Source organism: Streptococcus sp. DTU_2020_1001019_1_SI_AUS_MUR_006 (genome assembly GCF_032340315.1).
GTDB lineage: Bacteria > Bacillota > Bacilli > Lactobacillales > Streptococcaceae > Streptococcus.
Genome location: NZ_CP135436.1, coordinates 431019 through 452715 on the forward strand (window position 1 = coordinate 431019; position 21697 = coordinate 452715).

Consider the following 21697-nt stretch of genomic DNA (forward strand, 5'->3'; position numbering starts at 1 on the left):
ATAATTTGAGGTAATAAAAATGAGATTAGATAAATATTTAAAAGTATCAAGAATTATTAAGCGTCGTACAGTAGCTAAAGAAGTTGCAGATAAGGGACGTATCAAGGTAAATGGTATTCTTGCAAAGAGCTCTACAGATTTAAAAATCAATGACCAAGTTGAAATTCGTTTTGGAAATAAATTGTTGCTCGTAAAAGTGTTAGAAATGAAAGATAGCACTAAAAAAGAAGATGCTGCAGGTATGTATGAAATTATCAGCGAAACAAGGGTAGAAAACGATGTATAAAAAAATTGTACAAATGAATAATTCTTTTATTCAAAATGAACACCAACGTCGTAAATACTTGATGGAAGAACGACAAAGACGAAATCGTTTTATGGGCTGGGTTTTGATTTTGATTATGTTATTGTTCATCCTACCAACCTATAATTTGACTCAAAGTTATCAGCAACTACTCGAACGTCGCCAACAGTTAGCCAATCTGAAAAAACAGTATCAAGAATTGAGCGATGAAAAAGATAAAGAATCAAATCTTGCAACCAAATTAAAGGACGAAACATACGCAGCCAAGTATTTGCGTGCAAAATATTACTATTCAAAATCATGGGAGGAAGTTTATACTATTCCAGACTTACTTCCTAGGTAATGTAAAATGGAAAATTTATTAGATATTGTAGAAAAGTTTTTAAGTCAATCAGATGAAAAATTAGAAGAGTTAGCTCAAAAAAATCATCTGTTACGGCTACAGGAAGAAGAGGAAAAAAAGAATGCGTAAATTTTTAGTGATATTACTACTTCCTATTTTTTTTAAAAGTGTCCAAGTAGTAAGCACTGAGAATCCAGTTATCATTCCAAACCAAGAAGTTTATTCCTTAACCCACGCTTCGTATCATTTTTACTATCAAGATGTTATAGAATCTCCAAAATTTTATGGTGAAACGTCGGTTTATTCTACAGAAGATTTGATTAAAGAATCAGGAAAAGTCAATGCAGATACAACATTATCTGTTTTAGAATGGAGATTAAATAAACAAGGACAGCCTGTGTTTAAATTGTCAAATAATCAATTTGTGATGGCTGATAAACGACTTTTATACGATAGTTCCATCGTAAACGATTTTTCTAAACGAGTATGGTTAGAACCAGGATTTGTCGTTTATAATAGTCCTTATGATCAACAAGAATTAAAGTCTACTTTAGCAGCTTATCAAGAGGTTGAAGTAGATATGTCTATTTTTGCTGGTGGTCATGAATTTTTACATATCAAACAAATTGGTTGGATTTCGACGGATTACATTTCCAACGATGACAATCGTATCCAGAAAGTACAAGAGTTGTTATCTGCGAATTATCAAAATGAACAGTTTTCTATTTATGTTAAACAATTGAGCACGGGTAAGGAAGCTGGAATTAATGAAGATCAAAAAATGTACGCTGCTAGTGTTATGAAATTGCCTTATCTTTATTATGTTCAAGAAAAAATTAATCAAGGTGATTACCAACTTGACACGAAATTGAAGTACGTTTCTGAAGTAAATGATTTCCCTGGTTCTTATAAACCCGAAGGAAGTGGAAGCCTCCCTAAAACAGCGGACAATAAAGACTACACTCTCAAAGATTTAATTGCAAAGACAGCGAAAGAATCTGACAATGTAGCTCATAATATTCTTGCTTATTATATTACCAATAAATCAGATGAAGCCTTTAAAAACGAAATGACTGCTATCGCAGGTGAAGAGTGGAACGTAACAGAGAAGTTAGCTTCAGCTAAAATGGCTGGTCAGGTTATGGAATCTATTTATAATCAGAATGGTTTTGTTTTAGAATCACTATCGCAAACAGCTTTTGATAATCAGCGGATTGCTAAGAATATTTCTGCTAAGGTAGCCCATAAAATTGGGGATGCAGATGAATTTAAACACGATGTAGGAATAGTCTATACAGATTCTCCTTTCATTATTTCAATCTTTACCAAAAATTCTGATTATGATACCATTTCTAAAATTGCTAAGGATGTCTATGAGGTCTTAAAATGAGAGACCAAGATTTTTTAAATGATTTTCTAGAAAAAGGTTATTTTAAAGATCATTCACGAGTTGTACTAGCCTTGTCTGGTGGATTGGATTCGATGTTTCTCTTTCACCTCCTATCAACCTATCAAGAAGAACTCGGGATTGAATTATTTTTAGCTCATGTAAACCATAAACAACGACTAGAATCGGATAATGAAGAATATGAATTAAGAAAACTAGCTGAACAAGTTGGAGTTCCAATTTACGTAGCTCATTTTACTGGAGATTTTTCAGAAGCAAATGCTCGTCAATTTCGCTATGATTTTTTTAGAGAAGTAATGGAGAAAACTTCCTCTACAGCTCTTGTAACAGCTCATCATGCAGATGATCAGGCTGAAACGATTTTTATGCGATTGATTAGAGGTGTTAGACTACAACATTTATCAGCTATAAAAGAGAGACAAATGTTTGATAAGGGAGAGTTAATTCGTCCTTTGCTATCTTTTTATAAGAAGGATTTTTCTGAAGTTGAGCATTTTGAAGATAGGACGAATAAAGAAAATCATTATTTTCGCAATCGAGTTCGTAATATTTACTTACCACAACTGGAAAAAGAAAATATTCAGTTAAAGAGAGCGTTTTTAGAGTTTGGAAAAGAAGTATCTGACTATCAAATTGCTCTGACTGAATTATCTCAAACAGTTAATGTGGAAGATTTAACTCAGTTTTTATCTTTTAGTGAAGCAACACAGCGAGTTTTACTACAACAATACCTTAGTCGTTTTGCTGATTTAAATGTAACAAGAGAACAATTTCAAGAAATTCATCATATTTTAAAAACTAAGAGCCAATATCGCCATAGTATAAAAAATAGTTATGAACTTATAAAAGAATACCAGCACTTTCAAATTGGTAAAATCAGACCAAAGTCTGATGAAAAAAGTAGTGAGTGTGTGTTAAACTATCAAAATCAAGTTCATTATGAAGGTTATTTATTTTCATTTGGAATCCCTCTAAAAGGGGAAAATGTTCAAAAGATGAATGTTTCTCGTGAAACATCATTGATTTTGCGACATCGACAGCCAGGTGATTATTTGATAATAGATGGTCATCGAAAAAAAATAAGGCGACTTTTTATTGATTTAAAAATTCCTGCAGAAAAACGAGAAAAAGCTATTATCATTGAGCAATTTGGAAAAATTTGTTCAGTTTTAGGAATTGAAATCAGTGATTTGAGTAAAAAAATGAAAAATGATATAATGAACACTGTACTTTATATAGAAAAAAATAGATAGGTAAAATCATGTTAGAAAAAGATATCAAGAAAATTTTGATTTCACAAGATGAAATTACAGAAGCAGCTAAAAAATTGGGTGCTCAGTTGACAAAAGATTATGAGGGAAAAAATCCGATTTTAGTTGGAATTCTAAAAGGTTCTATTCCTTTTATGGCAGAATTGGTGAAATATATTGATACACATCTTGAAATGGACTTTATGATGGTCTCTAGCTATCATGGTGGGACTGTAAGTAGTGGTGTCATTAATATTAAACAAGACGTAACTCAAGATATTAAAGGTCGACATGTTGTCTTTGTAGAAGATATTATTGATACTGGTCAAACCTTGAAGAGTTTGAGAGATATGTTTACTGCAAGAGAAGCAGCTTCTGTTAAGATTGTCACAATGCTTGATAAACCAGAAGGTCGTACAGTAGAAATCGAAGCAGATTATACATGTTTTACAATTCCAAATGAATTTGTTGTAGGCTACGGTTTAGACTATAATGAAAACTATCGTAACCTTCCTTATGTAGGTGTATTGAAAGAGGAAGTTTACTCAAAATAGAAGGGTAAGTGTTTGAATGCAAAAACAAAATAATGGTTTCATAAAAAATCCATTTCTTTATTTGTTGATGATTTTCTTGCTAGTGACAGGATTCCAGTACTTTTTTGCTGGCAGATCTGCTGGTCATAGTCAACAAATTAAGTACTCAGAATTGGTTCAGGAAATCACTAACGACAATGTAAAAGAAATGACCTACCAACCAAGTGGTAGTGTTATTGAAGTGTATGGTGTCTACAAAACTGCTAAGACAGAGAAACAGGAAACGGGAATTCAATTTTTTACACCCTCTGCTACAAAAGTAGAGAAATTTACAAGTATTGTCCTCCCATCAGATACAACTGTAGCGGATTTGCAAAAGTTAGCAAGTGAACATCAAACAGAAATTGAAGTGAAACACGAAAGCTCAAGTGGTATGTGGATTAACATCCTGGTTTCAGTAGTACCATTTGCTATCTTATTCTTCTTCCTCTTCTCTATGATGGGAAATATGGGCGGAAATAGCGGACGTAATCCAATGAGTTTTGGACGTAGTAAAGCTAAGGCTGCTAATAAAGAAGATATCAAAGTTCGCTTCTCAGATGTCGCAGGCGCAGAGGAAGAAAAACAAGAACTTGTTGAAGTTGTTGAATTCTTAAAAGATCCAAAACGATTTACAAAATTAGGTGCTCGGATTCCAGCTGGTGTTCTCTTAGAAGGACCTCCGGGAACTGGTAAAACATTACTTGCCAAAGCAGTCGCAGGAGAAGCTGGTGTACCATTCTTTAGTATTTCAGGTTCTGACTTTGTAGAAATGTTCGTCGGTGTCGGTGCGAGTCGTGTACGTTCTCTCTTTGAGGATGCAAAAAAAGCAGCACCAGCTATTATCTTCATTGATGAAATTGATGCCGTTGGTCGACAACGTGGTGTCGGTTTAGGTGGAGGTAATGATGAACGAGAACAAACCTTAAACCAACTCTTGATTGAAATGGATGGTTTTGAAGGAAATGAAGGAATTATTGTCATTGCGGCAACAAACCGTTCAGATGTTCTTGATCCGGCTCTACTTCGTCCAGGCCGTTTTGATAGAAAAGTATTAGTTGGTCGTCCAGATGTTAAGGGACGCGAAGCAATTTTGAAAGTCCATGCTAGAAATAAACCTTTAGCTGAAGATGTAGATTTGAAATTGGTAGCACAACAAACTCCAGGTTTTGTTGGTGCCGATTTGGAAAATGTATTGAATGAAGCAGCCTTAGTTGCAGCTCGTCGTAATAAATCAGTGATTGATGCTTCTGATATTGATGAAGCTGAAGATCGTGTTATCGCTGGACCATCTAAGAAAGACAAGACAGTTTCACAAAAAGAACGTGAATTGGTTGCCTACCATGAGGCAGGACACACCATTGTCGGTCTAGTATTGTCAAATGCCCGTGTTGTTCATAAAGTTACCATAGTACCACGTGGACGTGCAGGCGGATATATGATTGCACTTCCTAAAGAAGACCAAATGCTTTTATCTAAAGAAGATATGAAAGAGCAATTAGCTGGCTTAATGGGTGGACGTGTAGCTGAAGAGATTATCTTTAACGTCCAAACAACTGGAGCATCTAATGACTTCGAACAAGCTACTCAGATGGCGCGTGCGATGGTTACAGAGTATGGTATGAGTGAAAAACTTGGTCCAGTACAATATGAAGGAAGTCATGCCATGTTTGGTGCACAAAGCCCTCAAAAATCAATTTCAGAACAAACAGCTTATGAAATTGACGAAGAAGTTCGTTCATTATTGAATGAAGCACGAAACAAAGCTGCTGAAATTATCCAGTCAAATCGTGAAACTCACAAGCTAATTGCAGAAGCATTATTGAAATACGAAACATTGGATAGTACACAAATTAAATCTCTATACGAAACAGGAAAGATGCCTGAAACAATAGAAGAGGAATCACATGCACTATCTTATGATGAAGTAAAATCAAAAATGAGTGAAGAAAATTAATTATCTTAAATACTATAAACAGAGGAAGCGCAAGTTTTCTCTGTTTTTTTAAAAAAAGTTGAGGAAACTCGAATTTATAGTGAATGGAACCTAGAATAGTACACTAAGGATTCTAAAACGTATCTAGAAATTAATTTTACTTTCCTAATCTTTTTGTTCATATCTTATTTCAATCCACTATAAATCAAAGATTTCGATATATAGAAAACAAAATACAAGTTCACTTATTTCAATGCTCTCTTAGAGGAAATGATTCAAATTTTCTGAAAATAAGAATGCAACAGTTACTTGAATAATATGAAGAAATGTTTTTAAAAAACGATTATTGTAAGAAAAAATATTATCCGAAACTCTGGGCAGACGAACGGTTTAAAGGCCGCAAAGCCCTTCTCAGAGAGCTGAAGGAAACATTACAAGACTTCTAAAAAAAAATTAAAAAAAGGTGTTGACAAAGTAAGAAAAGTCGGTATAATAGTAAGAGTTGAAAATAACAACTCCGGTCCGTTGGTCAAGGGGTTAAGACACCGCCTTTTCACGGCGGTAACACGGGTTCGAATCCCGTACGGACTATGGTATGTTACAGATGAAACACTAGATGAAAAAAATTAAAAAAAGTTTCAAAAAAGTGTTGACAAGCGAAAGCGACTGTGATATACTAATATAGTTGTCGCTTGAGAGAAGTGAGTGACAAAGACCTTTGAAAACTGAACAAGACGAACCAATGTGCAGGGCACTACAACTAAGGTTGTAGTACTGAACAATGAAAAAACAATAAATCTGTCAGTGACAGAAATGAGTGAGAACTCAAACTTTTAATGAGAGTTTGATCCTGGCTCAGGACGAACGCTGGCGGCGTGCCTAATACATGCAAGTAGAACGCTGAAGGAGGAGCTTGCTTCTCCGGATGAGTTGCGAACGGGTGAGTAACGCGTAGGTAACCTGCCTGGTAGCGGGGGATAACTATTGGAAACGATAGCTAATACCGCATAACAGTAGATATTGCATGATATCTGCTTGAAAGGTGCAATTGCATCACTACCAGATGGACCTGCGTTGTATTAGCTAGTTGGTGGGGTAACGGCTCACCAAGGCGACGATACATAGCCGACCTGAGAGGGTGATCGGCCACACTGGGACTGAGACACGGCCCAGACTCCTACGGGAGGCAGCAGTAGGGAATCTTCGGCAATGGACGGAAGTCTGACCGAGCAACGCCGCGTGAGTGAAGAAGGTTTTCGGATCGTAAAGCTCTGTTGTAAGAGAAGAACGAGTGTGAGAGTGGAAAGTTCACACTGTGACGGTATCTTACCAGAAAGGGACGGCTAACTACGTGCCAGCAGCCGCGGTAATACGTAGGTCCCGAGCGTTGTCCGGATTTATTGGGCGTAAAGCGAGCGCAGGCGGTTAGATAAGTCTGAAGTTAAAGGCTGTGGCTTAACCATAGTACGCTTTGGAAACTGTTTAACTTGAGTGCAAGAGGGGAGAGTGGAATTCCATGTGTAGCGGTGAAATGCGTAGATATATGGAGGAACACCGGTGGCGAAAGCGGCTCTCTGGCTTGTAACTGACGCTGAGGCTCGAAAGCGTGGGGAGCAAACAGGATTAGATACCCTGGTAGTCCACGCCGTAAACGATGAGTGCTAGGTGTTAGACCCTTTCCGGGGTTTAGTGCCGCAGCTAACGCATTAAGCACTCCGCCTGGGGAGTACGACCGCAAGGTTGAAACTCAAAGGAATTGACGGGGGCCCGCACAAGCGGTGGAGCATGTGGTTTAATTCGAAGCAACGCGAAGAACCTTACCAGGTCTTGACATCCCTCTGACCGCTCTAGAGATAGAGTTTTCCTTCGGGACAGAGGTGACAGGTGGTGCATGGTTGTCGTCAGCTCGTGTCGTGAGATGTTGGGTTAAGTCCCGCAACGAGCGCAACCCCTATTGTTAGTTGCCATCATTCAGTTGGGCACTCTAGCGAGACTGCCGGTAATAAACCGGAGGAAGGTGGGGATGACGTCAAATCATCATGCCCCTTATGACCTGGGCTACACACGTGCTACAATGGCTGGTACAACGAGTCGCAAGTCGGTGACGGCAAGCTAATCTCTTAAAGCCAGTCTCAGTTCGGATTGTAGGCTGCAACTCGCCTACATGAAGTCGGAATCGCTAGTAATCGCGGATCAGCACGCCGCGGTGAATACGTTCCCGGGCCTTGTACACACCGCCCGTCACACCACGAGAGTTTGTAACACCCGAAGTCGGTGAGGTAACCATTTGGAGCCAGCCGCCTAAGGTGGGATAGATGATTGGGGTGAAGTCGTAACAAGGTAGCCGTATCGGAAGGTGCGGCTGGATCACCTCCTTTCTAAGGATAAGGAATGCACATTGGTCTTGTTTAGTCTTGAGAGGTCTTGTGGGGCCTTAGCTCAGCTGGGAGAGCGCCTGCTTTGCACGCAGGAGGTCAGCGGTTCGATCCCGCTAGGCTCCATTGGTGAGAGATCACCAAGTAATGCACATTGAAAATTGAATATCTATATCAAATAGTAACAAGAAAATAAACCGAAAACGCTGTAGTATTAATAAGAGTTTATGACTGAAAGGTCAGAAAAATAAGGTTAAGTTAATAAGGGCGCACGGTGGATGCCTTGGCACTAGGAGCCGAAGAAGGACGTGACAAACGACGATATGCCTTGGGTAGCTGTAAGTAAGCGATGATCCAGGGATTTCCGAATGGGGGAACCCAACAGGTACTACCTGTTACCCATATCTGTTAAGGATATGAGGAGGAAGACGCAGTGAACTGAAACATCTAAGTAGCTGCAGGAAGAGAAAGCAAAAGCGATTGCCTTAGTAGCGGCGAGCGAAACGGCAGGAGGGCAAACCGAAGAGTTTACTCTTCGGGGTTGTAGGACTGCAATGTGGACTCAAAGACTATAGAAGAATGATTTGGGAAGATCAGCCAAAGAGAGTGATAGCCTCGTATTCAAAATAGTCTTTGTACCTAGCAGTATCCTGAGTACGGCGGGACACGTGAAATCCCGTCGGAATCTGGGAGGACCATCTCCCAACCCTAAATACTCCCTAGTGACCGATAGTGAACCAGTACCGTGAGGGAAAGGTGAAAAGCACCCCGGGAGGGGAGTGAAATAGAACCTGAAACCGTGTGCCTACAACAAGTTCGAGCCCGTTAATGGGTGAGAGCGTGCCTTTTGTAGAATGAACCGGCGAGTTACGATATGATGCGAGGTTAAGTTGAAGAGACGGAGCCGTAGGGAAACCGAGTCTGAACAGGGCGAATTAGTATCATGTCGTAGACCCGAAACCATGTGACCTACCCATGAGCAGGTTGAAGGTGCGGTAAGACGCACTGGAGGACCGAACCAGGGCACGTTGAAAAGTGCTTGGATGACTTGTGGGTAGCGGAGAAATTCCAAACGAACTTGGAGATAGCTGGTTCTCTCCGAAATAGCTTTAGGGCTAGCGTCGACATTAGAGATTCTTGGAGGTAGAGCACTGTTTGGGTGAGGGGTCCATCCCGGATTACCAATCTCAGATAAACTCCGAATGCCAATGAATTATGGTCGGCAGTCAGACTGCGAGTGCTAAGATCCGTAGTCGAAAGGGAAACAGCCCAGACCACCAGCTAAGGTCCCAAAATAATTGTTAAGTGGAAAAGGATGTGGGGTTGCACAGACAACTAGGATGTTAGCTTAGAAGCAGCTATTCATTCAAAGAGTGCGTAATAGCTCACTAGTCGAGTGACCCTGCGCCGAAAATGTACCGGGGCTAAAACAATTTACCGAAGCTGTGGATACCTTTATAGGTATGGTAGGAGAGCGTTCTATGTGTGAAGAAGGTGTACCGTGAGGAGTGCTGGAACGCATAGAAGTGAGAATGCCGGTATGAGTAGCGAAAGACAGGTGAGAATCCTGTCCACCGTAAGACTAAGGTTTCCAGGGGAAGGCTCGTCCGCCCTGGGTTAGTCGGGACCTAAGGAGAGACCGAAAGGTGTATCCGATGGACAACAGGTTGATATTCCTGTACTAGAGTATGTAGTGATGGAGGGACGCAGTAGGCTAACTAAAGCAGACGATTGGAAGTGTCTGTCTAAGCAGTGAGGTGTGAATTGAGTTAAATGCTTAGTTCTATAACATTGAGCTGTGATGGGGAGCGAAGTTTAGTAGCGAAGTTAGTGACGTCACACTGCCAAGAAAAGCTTCTAGCGTTTAAACATACTCTACCCGTACCGCAAACCGACACAGGTAGTCGAGGCGAGTAGCCTCAGGTGAGCGAGAGAACTCTCGTTAAGGAACTCGGCAAAATGACCCCGTAACTTCGGGAGAAGGGGTGCTGACTTTAAGTCAGCCGCAGTGAATAGGCCCAAGCAACTGTTTATCAAAAACACAGCTCTCTGCTAAATCGTAAGATGATGTATAGGGGGTGACGCCTGCCCGGTGCTGGAAGGTTAAGAGGAGTGCTTAGCGGAAACGCGAAGGTATGAATTGAAGCCCCAGTAAACGGCGGCCGTAACTATAACGGTCCTAAGGTAGCGAAATTCCTTGTCGGGTAAGTTCCGACCCGCACGAAAGGCGTAATGATTTGGGCACTGTCTCAACGAGAGACTCGGTGAAATTTTAGTACCTGTGAAGATGCAGGTTACCCGCGACAGGACGGAAAGACCCCATGGAGCTTTACTGCAGTTTGATATTGAGTGTCTGTACCACATGTACAGGATAGGTAGGAGTCTAAGAGATCGGGACGCCAGTTTCGAAGGAGACGCTGTTGGGATACTACCCTTGTGTTATGGCCACTCTAACCCAGATAGGTGATCCCTATCGGAGACAGTGTCTGACGGGCAGTTTGACTGGGGCGGTCGCCTCCTAAAAGGTAACGGAGGCGCCCAAAGGTTCCCTCAGAATGGTTGGAAATCATTCGCAGAGTGTAAAGGTATAAGGGAGCTTGACTGCGAGAGCTACAACTCGAGCAGGGACGAAAGTCGGGCTTAGTGATCCGGTGGTTCCGTATGGAAGGGCCATCGCTCAACGGATAAAAGCTACCCTGGGGATAACAGGCTTATCTCCCCCAAGAGTTCACATCGACGGGGAGGTTTGGCACCTCGATGTCGGCTCGTCGCATCCTGGGGCTGTAGTCGGTCCCAAGGGTTGGGCTGTTCGCCCATTAAAGCGGCACGCGAGCTGGGTTCAGAACGTCGTGAGACAGTTCGGTCCCTATCCGTCGCGGGCGTAGGAAATTTGAGAGGATCTGCTCCTAGTACGAGAGGACCAGAGTGGACTTACCGCTGGTGTACCAGTTGTCTTGCCAAAGGCATCGCTGGGTAGCTATGTAGGGAAGGGATAAACGCTGAAAGCATCTAAGTGTGAAACCCACCTCAAGATGAGATTTCCCATGATTTTATATCAGTAAGAGCCCTGAGAGATGATCAGGTAGATAGGTTAGAAGTGGAAGTGTGGCGACACATGTAGCGGACTAATACTAATAGCTCGAGGACTTATCCAAAGTAACTGAGAATACGAAGTGTGAAGGTTTTCTTGGAATTTGATAGATATTCAATTTTGAGTAGGTATTACTCAAAGTTAAGTGACGATAGCCTAGGAGATACACCTGTACCCATGCCGAACACAGAAGTTAAGCCCTAGAACGCCGGAAGTAGTTGGGGGTTGCCCCCTGTGAGATAAGGAAGTCGCTTAGCTTTAATCCGCCATAGCTCAGTTGGTAGTAGCGCATGACTGTTAATCATGATGTCGTAGGTTCGAGTCCTACTGGCGGAGTATGTAGACGTTCCTTGGAACGTCTTTTTTTATGTGACTGTCAGTCTGTCTTGCACCTCACGGAGCGAGACAAATAAACCACCCGCTATGCGGGTGCGCGTCGAAGGTTATACCAAAAAAACTCCAAACGCGATACAATAAAGGTATTCAAGCCAATTGTAAAGCGAAAGGAGAAAACCATGGCATAAAAGTCTCATAGTTTATCACACACAAAGTGGATGTGTAAATATCACATTGTGTTCACCCCTAAGTATAGACGAAAAGTAATCTATAATTAATATAGAAGTAGTTTGGGAGAAATATTCCACCGATTATGTAGTTATAAAGGTGTTGAGATTATCGAAGGTCATTTAATGCCTGATCATGTACATATGTTGGTAAGTATTCCACCGAGGATAAGTATTTCAAGTTTCATGGGGGATTTAAAAGGCAAAAGTGCACTCATGATGTTCGATAGATGTTCGATAAACGCGCCAACCTCAAGTACAAGTTTGGTAATCGCCATTTCTGGGCGGAAGGTTATTATGTGAGTACAGTAGGGCTTAATGAAGCTACAATTAAGAAATATATTCAAGATTAAAGAAGTTATCCAGTTGATGATTTCTTCACGAGTATGAAAATTTGAGAACGAGTAAAGCATGATATAGCACTAGATAAATTGAGTGTAAAAGAATATGAGGATCCCTTTAGGGATAGTGGTAAGTAATACCAAGGCCTCTTTAAGAGGCAAGTGACGAGCCAGCTTGAACAAGGTGAAAGCCAGCGTCTTTAGGCGCTGGCTGGTAATTTGGGCTTATAGTCCTGGTTCAAACCACCTGTTAGACGGGTTGTCATGATTTATCTTTCAGAGGTCATTTTTGTCTTTTTATATTTGCCACTTTATTAATATTTAATATTTTTATAAGTTTGTTAGATTTGAGTGTTTTATTTTAAGTTTTTTTTAATAGGTCTTATAAGTAATTCTTTAGTGGATTGTGTGGTCTTGCCATCATAGTTTAGACAGTATTTGTTTCTCTTTCATTAGGAAAATTTTAGATCTTTTTTGAAATGTAGGATTGTTGAGCTGAACTGTTAATTTTTTTATCTGTTATTTATTTGGCTATTCATTATAGTACATGATAGAAGTATCTTCCCAGGTTCTTCTATTTTTTTGTTATACTCATTTTATCAATAGAAATGGAGTCAAATAAAATGATTGAACAGATTTATGAACAATATCTTGATTTTTATGATGTTATCGAAAAGGAATATAGTTATTTAGTAGATAATGATTTAGAATGGGAAGTTTTTCATCTTCGATTTTTACTCTATTATTTAGTTCGGTACAAGCTTGATATTATGCATCCTTTATTTTCTTACCACTATAGAGCTTGCTACCGTTTGTACATTGAACAGCTATTGATTTCAAATGACTGTGTTGGGGGATAATTTATAATTTTCATATTTCCGAACGATTTTATGTTTTTTTCTTTTCATAATATAAATTTACAATATTTTTTTAATATTAATTTTCTAATTTTCTCTAATTCCCTAATGTTTCTGGTCTTTGGTCTTGAAAAAATTGAGAATCTTTATTATAATAAATTGTAAGATATAATTGCAGGTGAGATTCCTGCCATGTATGTGAGAAAGGAAGAGCCTAAGGGCTCAGACAAGATTATGACTTCAGTTGTTGTTGTAGGTACCCAGTGGGGTGATGAAGGTAAAGGGAAGATTACAGACTTCCTCTCAGCTAATGCAGAAGTGATTGCACGTTACCAAGGTGGTGATAATGCTGGTCACACAATTGTGATTGATGGAAAGAAATTTAAGTTGCACTTGATTCCTTCTGGAATTTTCTTCCCTGAAAAAATTTCTGTCATTGGGAATGGGATGGTTGTAAATCCTAAGTCACTTGTGAAAGAGTTGAGCTATCTTCATGATGAAGGTGTTACAACAGATAATCTACGTATTTCTGATCGTGCGCATGTTATTTTGCCGTACCACATCGAGTTAGACCGTCTGCAAGAAGAAGCTAAGGGTGAAAATAAAATTGGTACTACTATCAAGGGTATCGGACCAGCTTATATGGATAAGGCTGCTCGTGTTGGAATCCGTATTGCAGATCTTTTGGATAAAGAGATTTTCCGTGAACGTTTAGAACGCAATCTTGCTGAGAAAAATCGTCAATTTGTAAAATTGTATGATAGCGAACCTATTTCATTTGATGATATTTTTGAAGAATATTATGAGTATGGCCAACAAATCAAGCAATATGTAACAGATACTTCTGTTATCTTGAATGATGCACTTGATAATGGCAAACGTGTTCTTTTTGAAGGTGCACAAGGGGTCATGTTAGATATTGACCAAGGAACTTATCCGTTTGTTACTTCTTCAAACCCTGTTGCTGGTGGTGTGACAATTGGTTCTGGTGTTGGTCCAAGCAAGATTGACAAGGTTGTAGGTGTATGTAAGGCCTATACAAGTCGTGTAGGAGATGGGCCTTTCCCAACTGAGTTGTTTGATGAAGTGGGAGAACGCATTCGTGAAGTAGGTCATGAGTATGGTACTACAACAGGTCGTCCACGTCGTGTAGGTTGGTTTGACTCAGTGGTTATGCGTCATAGTCGCCGTGTTTCTGGCATTACGAATCTTTCTTTGAACTCTATCGATGTTTTGAGTGGTTTGGATACAGTTAAAATCTGTGTTGCTTATGATCTTGACGGTCAACGCATTGACTACTATCCAGCTAGTCTTGAACAATTGAAACGTTGTAAACCTATTTATGAAGAATTACCAGGTTGGTCAGAAGATATCACTGGAGTACGTACTTTGGAAGATCTTCCTGAAAATGCACGTAACTATGTTCGTCGTGTTAGCGAATTGGTTGGCGTTCGTATCTCTACTTTCTCAGTAGGTCCTGGTCGTGAACAAACAAATATTTTAGAAAATGTTTGGTCATAAGAGATTTTTTAAGATTTGTTTAAGTTAGGTCGGGTATACTATAGACAGTTACAAGAAGACCTCCTAACTTGTTGTAACAAATATCCTAAACTTTTCTTTTTCATAATAATCTCCCTATAAAGTCACCGCATTCGGTGGCTTTTTTTATGTAGTGAAACATGGTATAATGATAAAATTGATGATAGTCAGTGAAAATTAAAGAGTAAATTATAGTGGATTGAACTTAGAGTAGTACAATATAGATTCTAAAATATTTTTAGAAATTAATTTGACTTTCCTAACCTCTTTGTTCACATCTTATTTCAATCAACTATAGTTATGAATCGATAAAGATATTGTTTTGAAGTTGCAGATGTTGGTATTACATTAATGCTAAGGGAATTCTGATATATTTGGAAGAGATTTTAAAAGATAATAAGCAGGAAAAGAGGGAAGCCATGGATTATACAGTTGAAGAAAAAGAAGCATTTATGAGAGAGGCCTTAAAGGAGGCAGAGATTGCTCTGGAACATGATGAAATCCCAATAGGTTGCGTAATTGTAAAGGATGGAGAAATTATTGGTAGGGGCCACAATGCCCGCGAGGAGTTGCAACGTGCGGTTATGCATGCAGAGATTATGGCCATAGAGAATGCTAATTTGAGGGAAGAAAGTTGGCGCTTACTCGAATGTACACTTTTTGTGACTATAGAGCCTTGTGTCATGTGCAGCGGGGCGATTGGGCTTGCCCGTATCCCAAAGGTAGTCTATGGGGCTAAAAATCAGAAATTTGGTGCAGCTGGAAGTCTGTATGATATCTTGACAGATGAGCGTCTTAATCATCGTGTAGAGGTTGAGACGGGCATTTTAGAGAGTGACTGTGCTGGCATTATGCAGGAATTTTTCAGAAATCGACGGAAAAAATAATTTCTCTTTTAAAATCTTTGGGAATGTGGTATAATAACTAATGGAGCAACAGTTCTGCGTGAAGCGGGTCAGGGGAGGAATCCAGCAGCCCTAAGCGAAGTGAATTGTGTGCTCTTTTTTTCGTGCTTTAAAGAAAATAGTTTAAGTGTGGCTAAAAAAGAATGAGTTTGTTAATAGAAGGGAAAATAAGTGACACTTGAAATATCTTTAAATTTTTTTGTATGATTTTATTGTTTGCTTTTTGATAGGACACTTTTCTTGCTAAATTCCCAAACTAAGTTCCACTGGTTTTAATAATGCTTGATTTCATCGTTTTTGTATCCGAAAAGAATCGAAAAAAAGAGCGCACAAAATCCCCACATCTGAAAGCGTTTCAAATTAAGTTCTGCTATGGTGGAAGTTAGTGTGAGACGTTTGAATGGGGTTGAAGGTTAGTTTTTAGATCTTATGTTGGAGTAATTTAGAAGACTGACAGACGTCTTCTGCAGGTATTTTAGAAATGCCGAGAAGCTTAGGAATTTCTTCTCCGTAAGTAAAAGCAAAGAGTTCATAGGCTGATTTTCCATTCAAAGCAGCGCGCTTGACGCTATTGACATGTGAACAAACGAGATTGATGTCCTCTTGAGTTAAATTGTTAAAGGAAGTTCCCTTAGGTAGAATGTCGCGAATCAACGTGTGATTTTTCTCAATTCTCCCTTTCTGGTCAGAGCGATTAGGGTCACAAAAGAAGAGTTTACTCTCTCCTCGGACATCCATTTCGATGCCATCGACCCTGGCAAACTCACCACCATTATCTGTGAGGATGACAGGAAAGAGTTGGAAGAAATCTTTGTCCGCTTGGTGAAGAGTGTTCTTGATTTTATAAAGGTGTTTGGTAACCTCAAGGGCAGTTTTATTCTCCAGAAGCCTAGCGAAGATAAAGTTACAGAAAGACAGGTTGAAGGTAAGTAGGACTTTACCTCCCATTATGCCCATAACTGTGTCCATTTCCAACCAAGAGTCTAGTTGATTAAGTGCTAAATAGTTTTGGAAATCCTCATAGGAACGGCCTTCTTTAGCTTCTTTAGGGATGGAAGGTAGCTTACTTTTTCTTCTTTCTTTAAATTTAACGGCTCTGGCTAGATCAATAGGAGCGATAGACAGGTATCCTTTTCGGATGTGTCTATAGACGGTTGAGGAGCTGACATTAAGGTTATGAGTCTTGAGGATATGATAGATGTGTTGGCCCTTTTTAACCCCATCAGAAATGACTTTGTCCATGTCCCAGAGAGTCTGAGAGTTGAGAGGAGTTCCTTCACGAGCTTCGACAAGAGTTTGTTCGTAGTGCTTTTGAGCTTGTTTAGCGAGGTAGAAGATTTTTTGATAGCCACAGTTTTGTCTTCTTTTAGAGCACCCATTACAGACAAAGGGAGCTTTATCAAGTAGAGGGCAAGGAAGGTTGTTAGAGGTAGAGTCTCTAATTTGTTTGTTTCGTTTGACTTCTTTAGAAACAGTAGTCGGGTCTTTTAGAATAAGTTGCCCAATAGCTTTGAAGGTTTCACTGCGCTCTAAACCTAGTTGGATATCATGACGGTCTGAAAGTGTAAGGTGTTTATGTTTTGTCATAGTGGACCTCATTTCTAACTCAAACGTCTCACACTTAATTCCACCATAAAAATCCGTTTTAGACTGATTTCCACTTTGGTCAGGAAAGTGGAAGTTACTTTGAGAAATTACCGGACGCTTTTCTTTATTTTATATAGAAGATTTTTCGTGCTTTTTTCGAATAAATAAGATAAAATAGCCTAGAATGAAAGATTAAAAAGAGGGAAAATATGAAAATTCGTGGTTTTGAATTAGTTTCTAGTTTTACAGATGAGAGTTTGCTACCGAAGCGTGAGACAGCACATGCAGCTGGTTACGACTTAAAGGTTGCTGTGCGTACGGTCATTGCTCCAGGTGAGATTGTCCTTGTTCCGACAGGGGTCAAGGCTTATATGCAACCGACAGAAGTGCTTTATCTCTATGATCGTTCTTCAAACCCTCGTAAGAAGGGCTTGGTTTTGATTAACTCTGTGGGTGTCATCGATGGGGATTACTATGGTAATCCTGGGAACGAGGGACATATCTTTGCACAGATGAAAAACATTACTGACCAAGAAGTGATTCTTGAAGTTGGGGAACGCGTGGTTCAGGCTGTCTTTGCTCCATTTTTGATTGCGGATGGCGATGCGGCAGATGGTGTTCGGACCGGTGGATTTGGATCAACTGGGCACTAAGATGAAGATTATCTTTGTACGTCACGGGGAGCCAGATTACCGTGAGTTAGAGGAGCGTTCCTATACTGGATTCGGGATGGATTTGGCGCCCTTATCAGAGGAGGGAAGACAGCAAGCTCAGGAACTGAGCAAAAATTCTTTGCTACACTCAGCTGATCTACTAGTTTCTTCTGCAGTCACAAGAGCTTTAGAGACTGCTAGCTATGTGGCTTGTGCTACTGGACTTCCTTTGAGAGTGGAGCCATTATTGCATGAATGGCAAGTCTATGAAAGTGGCGTAGAGAATTTTGAAAAAGCTCGTACTCTGTTTCTAGGAAATAATGGGGAGTTATCTCCTAATAGTCCTATTCAATATGAGACAGCTGAGGAAATGAGGTCTCGGTTTCTAGAATCTATGCGCAAGTATCGAGACTATCAGACAGTCGTTGTTGTCACTCATCGAATGCTCATGCGCCAGTTTGTGTCAAATGAGAAGATTGATTTTTGCCAAGTGATTGAGTGTGAGATAGAGATATAGAAAGAAGCACAATTAAATGAGCTATAAGGATTTTCAAGCTTTTACCGCAGAAAATTGTCAAGGGTATAAGAAGGTGTCTGAGATTAGTATTGGAGGTTTTCTTTACTTGGCTTTTCTTCCAGTAGACTATCAAAAAATCCTTTGCATTTCTTCAGAATATATGTCCATCATCGATAGTGAAAAAAATCAAGTCACTCCAATAGATGGGGATTACGATGAGATAGAGTTAGTAGCTATGTGTGAAGTTTACGACTCTCCTATCCCTATTGCTGGACAATATGGTGGAAACCTTCCTTTGTATAATGGTAAAGACATCCGAGTGACAATGGCTAAAGACCAATCTGAAGAATATCCGATTTTAACCATTTATTGGGAAGAGAATAAAGAAACTAGGACTCAAATTTATCAAGGTTATTTACCCTATATTTTTGGTTTTAGTCCTGATGGGAAGTATTATGTCCATGCGGATGATGGTGGACTGATTGTTCTGAAAAGAAATAGTTACTGATTTGGAAAATTAATAAGAGATTTTAAAATGAAAGGATTAGAATCATCGCAAAGAAAAAAGCGACATTTATATGTCAAAATTGTGGGTATAATTCCCCTAAATATCTAGGACGTTGTCCAAACTGTGGGTCTTGGTCTTCTTTTGTAGAAGAGGTTGAGGTTGCCGAGGTCAAGAATGCGCGTGTGTCCTTGACAGGTGAGAAAACCAAGCCCATGAAACTGGCTGAAGTGACCTCCATCAATGTCAATCGAACCAAGACAGAGATGGAGGAGTTTAACCGAGTTCTTGGTGGAGGTGTGGTACCAGGAAGTCTTGTCCTGATCGGTGGGGATCCAGGGATTGGGAAATCAACTCTGCTCTTACAAGTCTCAACCCAGCTGTCTCAAGTAGGTACTGTTCTCTACGTTAGTGGGGAGGAATCAGCTCAGCAAATCAAACTCCGTGCAGAGCGTTTAGGTGATATTGATAGCGAGTTTTATCTCTATGCAGAGACCAATATGCAGAGCGTACGGGCAGAAATAGAGAGAATTCAGCCAGATTTTCTCATTATCGACTCTATCCAGACTATCATGTCTCCTGAGATTTCTGGAGTTCAGGGTTCTGTTTCCCAGGTGCGTGAGGTGACTGCAGAACTCATGCAGTTGGCTAAGACTAATAACATTGCCATCTTTATTGTCGGGCATGTGACCAAGGAAGGAACCTTGGCTGGGCCTCGGATGTTGGAGCATATGGTGGATACAGTGCTTTACTTTGAAGGAGAACGCCACCATACCTTCCGTATCTTGAGGGCGGTCAAAAACCGTTTTGGTTCGACCAATGAGATTGGGATTTTTGAGATGCAATCAGGTGGCTTGGTTGAGGTTCTCAATCCGAGTCAAGTTTTCCTAGAAGAACGTTTAGATGGAGCAACTGGTTCGTCCATCGTGGTGACTATGGAAGGAACCCGTCCTATTCTTGCGGAGGTTCAGGCCTTGGTAACACCGACTATGTTTGGGAATGCCAAGCGGACTACAACAGGCCTTGATTTCAATCGTGCTAGTCTGATTATGGCTGTTTTAGAGAAACGGGCAGGTTTGCTCCTCCAAAATCAGGATGCCTACCTCAAATCTGCAGGTGGCGTCAAATTAGATGAGCCTGCTATTGACTTGGCAGTTGCGGTTGCTATTGCTTCGAGTTACAAGGATAAACCAACCAACCCGCAGGAATGTTTTGTAGGAGAATTAGGTTTGACTGGAGAGATTCGGCGCGTAAATCGTATCGAGCAGCGCATCAATGAGGCTGCTAAGCTTGGATTTACAAAAATCTACGTACCGAAAAATTCCTTGACTGGTATCAAACCACCTAAAGAAATTCAGGTGATCGGAGTGACCACTATCGGAGAAGTCTTGAAAAAAGTCTTTTCCTAATAGTCTTACTCAGTTTTAGATTGCAAAACACTTTATAGCCGATATTTATTAAAAACAAGGAGGAATTTCTGATGAAATTTTCTATGGACAGTCATATGCAATTTCCTTTGGTAGAGTTGTCACTCAATCAAGGAGAAACCGTCTATATCCAGCGAGGTAGTATGGTCTACCACACGCCTAACGTAAGCCTCAATACCCAGCTCAATGCTAGTGGTTCTGGTTTGGGACGTTTTGTCAAAGCTGTAGGACGTTCAATGGTTTCTGGCGAAAGCACCTTCATTACTCAAGCAGTTGCAGAGTCTGACAACGGCAACCTTGCTTTAGCACCAGATACTCCTGGTCAAGTGATTGCTCTCGAGCTAGGAGAAAAGCAATATCGATTGAATGATGGAGCCTTTCTAGCTCTTGATGGTACAGCTTTCTATACAATGGAGCGCCAATCTATTGGGAAAGCTCTTTTCGGGGGTCAAGGTGGTCTTTTCGTGATGACTACTCAAGGTCAGGGAACGCTTTTGGCAAATGCATTTGGTTCGATTAAAAAAATTGAACTCCAAAACCAAGAAGTGACAATTGACAATGCCCATGTGGTGGCTTGGAGTCAATCTTTGGACTATCATATCCACTTAGAAAATGGTTTCTGGCAATCTATTGGTACAGGCGAAGGAGTAGTAAATACCTTCCGAGGTACTGGTGAGGTTTATGTACAAAGTCTCAATCTTCAAAGCTTTGCAGGCTCTCTCAACAAGTATATCCAAAAAGAATCATAACAATAAAAACTAGGATAGGGACCCAAGCTAGATGCTAGAAGTTTCTGTTCTAGTTTTTTTATATGGAAGTTGAAAACTGACAAGACAAAGAAAAGATGGTAAGATAGAAGATAAATAATTTGGTTTTCAAATTATCTTAAAAGTAAGAAAGTGTGTTGTCATGTCGTATTTTGAACAGTTTATGCAAGCCAACCAGGCTTATGTTGCCCTGCATGGGCAGTTAAATCTGCCAATCAAGCCGAAAACAAGAGTAGCCATTGTGACTTGTATGGACTCACGTCTGCACGTTGCACAAGCTTTGGGGCTAGCACTTGGAGATGCTCACATTTTACGGAATGCGGGCGGTCGAGTGACAGATGATATGATTCGCTCACTCGTGATTTCCCAGCAACAAATGGGAACAAGAGAGATTGTGGTTCTTCATCATACAGACTGTGGTGCTCAGACATTTCAAAACGAAGAGTTTCAAGAACATTTAAAAACAGAATTAGGGGTTGATGTCTCGGGTCAAGATTTTCTCCCTTTTCAAGATGTTGAGGAGAGTGTTCGTGAGGATATGAAATTACTTCGAGAATGCCCATTGATTCCAGATGATGTGGTTATTTCAGGGGCTGTTTATGACGTGGATACAGGCAGTATGAGAGAGATATACTAACTTTTCCTTTGTGAGTTCCTATCTTCCTATGAGATAGAATGTCTAAGTTGTCACATTTCAACTTGAATATAAGGAATATAAATGAGCACAAGGCAAGGGGATAAATGTCTACTCTTGTCT

Annotated in this window: 17 protein-coding genes, 3 tRNA genes, 3 rRNA genes, 1 other RNA gene and 1 pseudogene; 24 read left to right on the forward strand and 1 reads right to left on the reverse strand. The window is 40.2% G+C overall.

Annotated elements, in window-relative coordinates; translation table 11 throughout:
• Positions 1-19 precede the first annotated feature (19 nt).
• From RRU92_RS02150 to ffs, 18 genes and pseudogenes are all read left to right on the forward strand, one after another.
• Positions 20-286 carry an RNA-binding S4 domain-containing protein gene (locus tag RRU92_RS02150; RefSeq protein WP_001234970.1) on the forward strand — a complete coding sequence of 89 codons (267 nt, stop codon included), beginning with the start codon at positions 20-22 and terminating at the stop codon, positions 284-286.
• A complete protein-coding gene (locus RRU92_RS02155; RefSeq protein WP_075228438.1) occupies positions 279-647 on the forward strand; it encodes a septum formation initiator family protein in 369 nt (122 codons plus the stop codon). The genes RRU92_RS02150 and RRU92_RS02155 overlap by 8 nt, the downstream gene beginning before the upstream one ends.
• Before the next feature lie 6 nt (positions 648-653).
• Positions 654-776 (forward strand): SP_0009 family protein, encoded by a 123-nt coding sequence (locus tag RRU92_RS02160; protein ID WP_045762396.1) that lies wholly within the window; start codon positions 654-656, stop codon positions 774-776.
• Entirely contained in the window at positions 769-2037 is a 1269-nt protein-coding gene (locus RRU92_RS02165; protein ID WP_315640224.1) for a serine hydrolase, read from the forward strand. The genes RRU92_RS02160 and RRU92_RS02165 overlap by 8 nt, the downstream gene beginning before the upstream one ends.
• Positions 2034-3308, forward strand: a complete 1275-nt coding sequence (gene tilS, locus RRU92_RS02170; RefSeq protein WP_315640225.1) for a tRNA lysidine(34) synthetase TilS — start codon at positions 2034-2036, stop codon at positions 3306-3308. Before RRU92_RS02165 ends, tilS begins: the two co-directional genes overlap by 4 nt.
• 8 nt (positions 3309-3316) lie before the next feature.
• A complete protein-coding gene (gene hpt, locus RRU92_RS02175) occupies positions 3317-3859 on the forward strand; it encodes a hypoxanthine phosphoribosyltransferase (RefSeq protein WP_000890190.1) in 543 nt (180 codons plus the stop codon).
• 16 nt (positions 3860-3875) lie between these two features.
• On the forward strand, positions 3876-5834 hold the full coding sequence (gene ftsH, locus RRU92_RS02180) for an ATP-dependent zinc metalloprotease FtsH (RefSeq protein ID WP_315640227.1): 1959 nt from the start codon (positions 3876-3878) through the stop codon (positions 5832-5834).
• A gap of 498 nt (positions 5835-6332) precedes the next feature.
• Positions 6333-6404, forward strand: a tRNA-Glu gene (locus RRU92_RS02185).
• A 241-nt stretch (positions 6405-6645) separates the two neighbouring features.
• Positions 6646-8191 (forward strand): 16S ribosomal RNA (locus tag RRU92_RS02190).
• A gap of 50 nt (positions 8192-8241) precedes the next feature.
• Positions 8242-8314 (forward strand) — tRNA-Ala (locus RRU92_RS02195).
• 125 nt (positions 8315-8439) lie between these two features.
• Positions 8440-11343, forward strand: a 23S ribosomal RNA gene (locus RRU92_RS02200).
• Positions 11344-11420: 77 nt separating this feature from the next.
• Positions 11421-11536, forward strand: a 5S ribosomal RNA gene (gene rrf / locus RRU92_RS02205).
• The 16S, 23S and 5S rRNA genes sit together here with 3 tRNA genes alongside, the layout of an rRNA operon.
• A 5-nt stretch (positions 11537-11541) precedes the next feature.
• Positions 11542-11615 (forward strand) — tRNA-Asn (locus RRU92_RS02210).
• Positions 11616-11833: 218 nt separating this feature from the next.
• Positions 11834-12192, forward strand: a pseudogene (gene tnpA, locus RRU92_RS02215) (IS200/IS605 family transposase); the annotation flags it as partial.
• Between the two features lie 614 nt (positions 12193-12806).
• Complete coding sequence (gene comW, locus RRU92_RS02220; RefSeq protein ID WP_315640228.1) at positions 12807-13043, forward strand: sigma(X)-activator ComW; 237 nt, start codon at positions 12807-12809, stop codon at positions 13041-13043.
• A 231-nt stretch (positions 13044-13274) separates the two neighbouring features.
• Positions 13275-14561 carry an adenylosuccinate synthase gene (locus RRU92_RS02225; RefSeq protein WP_311522515.1) on the forward strand — a complete coding sequence of 429 codons (1287 nt, stop codon included), beginning with the start codon at positions 13275-13277 and terminating at the stop codon, positions 14559-14561.
• A 437-nt stretch (positions 14562-14998) separates the two neighbouring features.
• Complete coding sequence (tadA, locus tag RRU92_RS02230) at positions 14999-15466, forward strand: tRNA adenosine(34) deaminase TadA (RefSeq protein WP_315640230.1); 468 nt, start codon at positions 14999-15001, stop codon at positions 15464-15466.
• Between the two features lie 33 nt (positions 15467-15499).
• Positions 15500-15596: signal recognition particle sRNA small type (gene ffs / locus RRU92_RS02235), an RNA gene on the forward strand.
• 308 nt (positions 15597-15904) lie between these two features.
• Here the strand turns inward: ffs and RRU92_RS02240 are convergent.
• Positions 15905-17071 (reverse strand): IS30 family transposase, encoded by a 1167-nt coding sequence (locus RRU92_RS02240; protein ID WP_315640232.1) that lies wholly within the window; start codon positions 17069-17071, stop codon positions 15905-15907.
• Between the two features lie 209 nt (positions 17072-17280).
• Here RRU92_RS02240 and RRU92_RS02245 point away from each other — a divergent pair, with 209 nt between their 5' ends.
• The 6 genes from RRU92_RS02245 (at position 17281) to RRU92_RS02270 (ending at position 21577) form a co-directional block, all read left to right on the forward strand.
• A complete protein-coding gene (locus tag RRU92_RS02245) occupies positions 17281-17724 on the forward strand; it encodes a dUTP diphosphatase (protein WP_000701995.1) in 444 nt (147 codons plus the stop codon).
• Positions 17684-18241 (forward strand): histidine phosphatase family protein, encoded by a 558-nt coding sequence (locus tag RRU92_RS02250; RefSeq protein WP_315640234.1) that lies wholly within the window; start codon positions 17684-17686, stop codon positions 18239-18241. The genes RRU92_RS02245 and RRU92_RS02250 overlap by 41 nt, the downstream gene beginning before the upstream one ends.
• A 16-nt stretch (positions 18242-18257) precedes the next feature.
• Positions 18258-18749: a hypothetical protein gene (locus RRU92_RS02255; protein WP_315640236.1), complete on the forward strand. Its 492-nt coding sequence runs from the start codon at positions 18258-18260 to the stop codon at positions 18747-18749.
• A 41-nt stretch (positions 18750-18790) separates the two neighbouring features.
• Complete coding sequence (gene radA, locus RRU92_RS02260; RefSeq protein ID WP_315640897.1) at positions 18791-20155, forward strand: DNA repair protein RadA; 1365 nt, start codon at positions 18791-18793, stop codon at positions 20153-20155.
• Positions 20156-20226: 71 nt separating this feature from the next.
• Complete coding sequence (locus tag RRU92_RS02265; protein ID WP_153225591.1) at positions 20227-20922, forward strand: TIGR00266 family protein; 696 nt, start codon at positions 20227-20229, stop codon at positions 20920-20922.
• A 160-nt stretch (positions 20923-21082) separates the two neighbouring features.
• Positions 21083-21577: a carbonic anhydrase gene (locus RRU92_RS02270; RefSeq protein WP_315640238.1), complete on the forward strand. Its 495-nt coding sequence runs from the start codon at positions 21083-21085 to the stop codon at positions 21575-21577.
• Positions 21578-21697: the final 120 nt, after the last annotated feature.

Bases quoted from the DNA above. Each gene is read 5' to 3' on its own strand.
- tadA (WP_315640230.1), top strand. From the start codon at position 14,999: ATGGATTATACAGTTGAAGAAAAAGAAGCATTTATGAGAGAGGCCTTA.
- comW (WP_315640228.1), top strand. From the start codon at position 12,807: ATGATTGAACAGATTTATGAACAATATCTTGATTTTTATGATGTTATC.
- RRU92_RS02270 (WP_315640238.1), top strand. From the start codon at position 21,083: ATGTCGTATTTTGAACAGTTTATGCAAGCCAACCAGGCTTATGTTGCC.
- tilS (WP_315640225.1), top strand. From the start codon at position 2,034: ATGAGAGACCAAGATTTTTTAAATGATTTTCTAGAAAAAGGTTATTTT.
- RRU92_RS02255 (WP_315640236.1), top strand. From the start codon at position 18,258: ATGAGCTATAAGGATTTTCAAGCTTTTACCGCAGAAAATTGTCAAGGG.
- RRU92_RS02240 (WP_315640232.1), bottom strand. From the start codon at position 17,071: ATGACAAAACATAAACACCTTACACTTTCAGACCGTCATGATATCCAA.
- RRU92_RS02265 (WP_153225591.1), top strand. From the start codon at position 20,227: ATGAAATTTTCTATGGACAGTCATATGCAATTTCCTTTGGTAGAGTTG.
- RRU92_RS02225 (WP_311522515.1), top strand. From the start codon at position 13,275: ATGACTTCAGTTGTTGTTGTAGGTACCCAGTGGGGTGATGAAGGTAAA.
- RRU92_RS02165 (WP_315640224.1), top strand. From the start codon at position 769: ATGCGTAAATTTTTAGTGATATTACTACTTCCTATTTTTTTTAAAAGT.
- hpt (WP_000890190.1), top strand. From the start codon at position 3,317: ATGTTAGAAAAAGATATCAAGAAAATTTTGATTTCACAAGATGAAATT.
- RRU92_RS02150 (WP_001234970.1), top strand. From the start codon at position 20: ATGAGATTAGATAAATATTTAAAAGTATCAAGAATTATTAAGCGTCGT.
- RRU92_RS02155 (WP_075228438.1), top strand. From the start codon at position 279: ATGTATAAAAAAATTGTACAAATGAATAATTCTTTTATTCAAAATGAA.
- ftsH (WP_315640227.1), top strand. From the start codon at position 3,876: ATGCAAAAACAAAATAATGGTTTCATAAAAAATCCATTTCTTTATTTG.
- RRU92_RS02250 (WP_315640234.1), top strand. From the start codon at position 17,684: ATGGTGTTCGGACCGGTGGATTTGGATCAACTGGGCACTAAGATGAAG.
- RRU92_RS02160 (WP_045762396.1), top strand. From the start codon at position 654: ATGGAAAATTTATTAGATATTGTAGAAAAGTTTTTAAGTCAATCAGAT.
- RRU92_RS02245 (WP_000701995.1), top strand. From the start codon at position 17,281: ATGAAAATTCGTGGTTTTGAATTAGTTTCTAGTTTTACAGATGAGAGT.